Raw genomic sequence first — 4388 nt, 5'->3', positions numbered from 1 at the left:
TGCGCCGACGAGCTCAGGTCCGCTCTCCGGACCCTGGGGGACAGCGTGGTGGTCGTGGGCGACGGCGGAACGGGGGACAACGCCCGTTGGGCGGTACACGTCCACACCGACGACATCGGAACGGCGGTCGAGGTCGCGCTCTCCCTCGGCCGGGTCACCGAGATCCGCGTGACGGACATGCTGGACCCGGTGGGCGGGAGCGGGCCGGCCGGGCACGGTCGACGGGGTGGGGCCGGGGAGGGTGAGGACCGGACCGGGCGCGAGCCCGAGCGCACGGTGGTGGCGATCGTCCCCGACGGGCCACTGGCCGACCTGTTCTCGGGTGCGGGGGCGCGGACGGTCGATCCGGACGAGGGCGGGGTGATCGACGCGGTGCTGGCCCTGTCCGCGGACGAGTTGCTGGTCCTGCCCAACGGTGAGCTGTCCAGGGCCCAGATCGGAGCACTCGACGCCGCGCTGCGCGACGTCGACGGGAACGCCCTCATCCTCCCGACGGGGTCGGTAGTCCAGGGGTTGTCCGCGCTGGCCGTCCACGACCCCTCGACCACGTTGTCCCTGGACGGTTTCGGGATGGCGGACGCGGCCGCGGCCACCCGACACGCGCACCTGGTGCGGGCCGAACACGACGCGCTCACCCTGGTGGGTCGTTGCGCAGCCGGGGATCTCCTCGGCATGGTCGGCCACGACGTCGCGCTCATCGAGACGGACCCGGTGGACGCGGTGTGCGCGCTCGCGGACCGGTTGCTCTCCTCGGGGGGCGAGCTCGTGACCCTGCTGCTCGGCGCTGACTACGACGACGCCGCGGCCGAGGAGGCGCTGACCAGGATCCGCGACGATCACCCGGACGTGGAGGTCGCCGGATACGCGGCCGGACCGGGCCGGGTACTCGCGCACGTCGGGGTCGAATGAGCGCGTTCGCCACCACGGACACGCCTCTGGAGGACGTCCTCGACGCAGGTCTGGCCGAGAGGATCGCCACGGCCTTCGGCCACCGGACCGTCGGCGCCCTGCTCCACACCCTGCCCCGCCGCTACCGACAGCACGGGCAGCGCTATGACAGGCGGGAGCTCGTCGACGGCGAGCGGGTGACGATCATAGGGACGGTCGCCACCGCCGCGACCCGCACCTACACCACCAAGCAGGGCCAGGCGCGGGAGATGCTCACGCTCACGGTGAAGGACGAGGACACCACGTTCAAGGTGGTCTACTTCGCCGGCCGCAGGATCAAGTTCATGCTCCCGGTGGGCACGGTGGCGATGTTCGACGGGACCGTGTCGCGGTTCCGTCAGTCCCTGGATCTCAAGCACCCCGAGTTCCTGGTCCTCCGGTCGGTCTCGGGTCCCGGCGGCGAGCTCAAGGGTTCGGGTGACCTCGCCGCGCTCGCCCGTCTCTCGGCGGAGATCGACGCCGAGGGCGGTCCGAGTCTGTTCGACCGCCCGCTCCTGCCCATCTACTCGGCCAAGGAGAGTGTGACCTCATGGGACCTGCTGGGCGCGGTCGTGACCGCGATCCGCGCCCTGGTCCCCGTGGTGGACCCCCTCGACGACACGGTCCTGGCGGCCGCGGGGTTGATGGGCCTCGACGAGGCGCTGCGCAAGGCCCATCTGCCGGGATGCGTCGAGGACGCGGACAGGGCCGGCTACCGGCTCCGATTCGACGAGGCCATCGCACTGCAGCTACTTCTCGGGGCCCGGCGCCGCTTCGTCGCCCGTGACCCGGCGCCGGCTAGCCCGGTGCGCACGGACGGTCTGCGTGCCGCGATGGAGGCCCGGATGCCGTTCGTGCTCACCGCCGGGCAGGAGGCCGTCCTGGAGGAGATCTCGGCGGACCTGACGCTCGACGAACCGATGAACCGCCTGCTCCAGGGCGAGGTCGGCTCCGGGAAGACAGTCGTCGGACTGCTCGCGATGCTCCAGGTGGTCGATGCCGGCCGCCAGTGCGTGATGCTGGCCCCCACGGAGGTCCTGGCCACCCAACACCACCGTTCGCTGACGGCCATGCTGGGTGACCTGGGTGAGCGGGGCAGACTCGGCGCCGCGGACCAGGCCACACGGGTGGTGCTGCTGACGGGGTCGATGTCCACAGCGGAGCGGCGGGCGGCACTGCTCGACATCGTCACCGGGGAGGCCGGGATCGTCGTCGGCACACACGCGCTCATCCAGGACTCCGTCGACTTCTTCGACCTGGGGTTGGTCGTGGTCGACGAGCAACACCGCTTCGGGGTCCGTCAGCGCGATCGGCTCCGCGCCAAGGGCCGGGACGGGCTGGTCCCGCACCTGTTGGTGATGACGGCGACGCCGATCCCGCGCACCATCGCGATGACGGTGTTCGGCGACCTGGAGGTCTCGGAGCTGGGCGAGCTGCCCGGAGGTCGCAGACCCATCTCGACCTCCGTCGTGCCGGCCCGGGACAGACCGAGATGGGTGGAGCGCACCTGGGAGCGGGTGCGGGAGGAGGTCGGGGCGGGTCACCGCGCGTACGTCGTGTGCGCACGGATCGACGCCGACACCACCGACGCCCCGGACGGTGCCACGAAGGGAGGGGACGACGACAAGGGCGGCGACAGGCCTCCGTTGGTCGCCGCGGTGGAGCTCCACGAGTACCTGTCCGCCGGACCCCTCGCCGGACTCCGCATCGGCCTCATGCACGGCCGGCTGCCTCCCGAGGCCAAGGACGCGACCATGACCGCGTTCGCCTCCGGCGATCTCGACGTGCTGGTGTCGACGACCGTGATCGAGGTCGGGGTGGATGTACCGGAGGCCACCGTGATGGTGGTGATGGACGCCGACCGGTTCGGGGTGAGCCAACTCCACCAACTCCGGGGACGAGTGGGTCGGGGCGGCCTGCCCGGGCTCTGCCTGCTGGTGACCAACTCCCGCGAGGGGGGCAAGGCGATGGAACGTCTGAACGCCGTCGCCGCCACCACCGACGGGTTCCTGTTGGCGCAGCTCGACCTGGTCCAACGCCGCGAGGGTGACGTCCTCGGAGACGCCCAGTCGGGTGCGCTGGCCTCGCTCCGGTTGTTGTCTGTCGTGGACGACGGCGAGGTCATCGAGATCGCGCGCCGCCACGCCGAGGAGATCCTCGACTCCGACCCCGGGCTCGACACCCACCCGGCGTTGGCCGAGCGGGTCCGCCGGCTGTCCGGCTCGGACGAGTCGGACTACTTGTTCAAGTACTGACCACCACCATCTCGACCATCAGGGGAGCCATGACCCGCATCATCTCGGGCCGCCTGCGCGGGCGGTCGATCACCGTGCCGCCCTCGGGGACCCGGCCCACCACCGATCGCGTCCGCGAGGCCCTGTTCAGCGCGATCGACAGTCGGATGGACCTGGACGGCGCCGCGGTACTGGACCTGTTCGCGGGATCCGGCGCACTCGGGTTGGAGGCGGTCTCCCGGGGTGCCGACGTGGTGTGGTTCGTGGAGGACAACGCCCGGGCCGTCGCGAGCATCCGGGCGAACACGGCAGGTCTGTCGTCGTCGTTCCCGTCCGTCCGACCGATCGTGAGGCGGGCGGCGCTGCCCGCCGCCGTCGCCGGGCCGTGCCCCGTGGCCGGAGGGTTCCACCTCGTCCTGGCCGACCCGCCGTACGAGAGGTCCGGGGAGCTCGACGCCCCCGTCCTGGAGGCGTTGTCGACAGGCGGCTGGCTGGCCGGGGACGCCCTCGTGGTGTGGGAGAGGTCCAGACGGGACCCGGCGGTGCGGTGGCCCGACGGATTCGAGGTGGAGTTCGAACGGACCTACGGGGAGACCGCCGTCGAGATCGCCCGCCCTGTTGATACGGTCGCCCGATGACCACCGTCGTGTGCCCAGGCTCGTTCGACCCGGTGACCCTCGGGCACCTCGACATCGTCCGGAGGTCGGCGGAACTGTTCGACGACGTGATCGTGTGCGTGGTGGCCAATCCCAACAAACAGGGGACGTTCACGATCGACGAGCGGAAGGCGCTCATCGAGGAGGTCTGCGCGGACCTCCCCGGCGTCCGGGTGGACAGCTTCTACGGGCTGCTCGTCGACTACTGCCGCGAGAAGGGCGCCACGGCCGTGATCAAGGGTCTGCGCGACTCGACCGACTACGACTACGAACTGCCGATGGCCCACATGAACAGGTCGATCGCGGGGGTGGACACGGTGTTCCTGCCGACCCGGGCGGACCTGGCCTTCGTGTCCTCGTCGCTGTGCCGTGAGGTCACGCGCCTGGGCGGGGACGTCTCGCATCTCCTGCCCGATCCCGTCGCACGAGCCCTGAAGGACCGGCTGGGCTCAGCGGCTGGGCTGAGCGGCCGGGCTCAGCGGCCGGGCTGAGCGGCCGGGATCGGCGAGTGAACCGGGCGCCAGGGCGGTGCGCAGGAGCGAATCGGAGCCCCGGCGTCCCGGACCACCGG

3 protein-coding genes and 1 pseudogene are annotated in these 4388 nt (G+C 71.4%); all 4 read left to right on the top strand.

What is annotated here, in order from left to right:
* Positions 1–909, top strand: a pseudogene (locus G6027_RS15725) (Dak phosphatase); the annotation flags it as partial.
* Positions 906–3182 carry an ATP-dependent DNA helicase RecG gene (recG, locus tag G6027_RS15720; protein WP_182637982.1) on the top strand — a complete coding sequence of 759 codons (2277 nt, stop codon included), beginning with the start codon at positions 906–908 and terminating at the stop codon, positions 3180–3182. The pseudogene G6027_RS15725 and the gene recG, both read left to right, overlap by 4 nt.
* A gap of 29 nt (positions 3183–3211) precedes the next feature.
* The gene (gene rsmD / locus G6027_RS15715) at positions 3212–3799 is read left to right on the top strand and encodes a 16S rRNA (guanine(966)-N(2))-methyltransferase RsmD (RefSeq protein ID WP_182637981.1); all 588 of its coding nucleotides are present in this window, start codon (positions 3212–3214) and stop codon (positions 3797–3799) included.
* Positions 3796–4308 (top strand): pantetheine-phosphate adenylyltransferase, encoded by a 513-nt coding sequence (coaD, locus tag G6027_RS15710; protein ID WP_182637980.1) that lies wholly within the window; start codon positions 3796–3798, stop codon positions 4306–4308. Before rsmD ends, coaD begins: the two co-directional genes overlap by 4 nt.
* Positions 4309–4388 lie beyond the last annotated feature (80 nt).

The organism is Dietzia sp. SLG310A2-38A2, assembly GCF_014145095.1.
GTDB lineage: Bacteria > Actinomycetota > Actinomycetes > Mycobacteriales > Mycobacteriaceae > Dietzia.
The sequence above is the reverse complement of the archived record's forward strand: the minus strand, read 5'-3'. Positions and strand labels throughout refer to the sequence as shown.

Bases quoted from the DNA above. Each gene is read 5' to 3' on its own strand.
- recG (WP_182637982.1), top strand. From the start codon at position 906: ATGAGCGCGTTCGCCACCACGGACACGCCTCTGGAGGACGTCCTCGAC.
- rsmD (WP_182637981.1), top strand. From the start codon at position 3,212: ATGACCCGCATCATCTCGGGCCGCCTGCGCGGGCGGTCGATCACCGTG.
- coaD (WP_182637980.1), top strand. From the start codon at position 3,796: ATGACCACCGTCGTGTGCCCAGGCTCGTTCGACCCGGTGACCCTCGGG.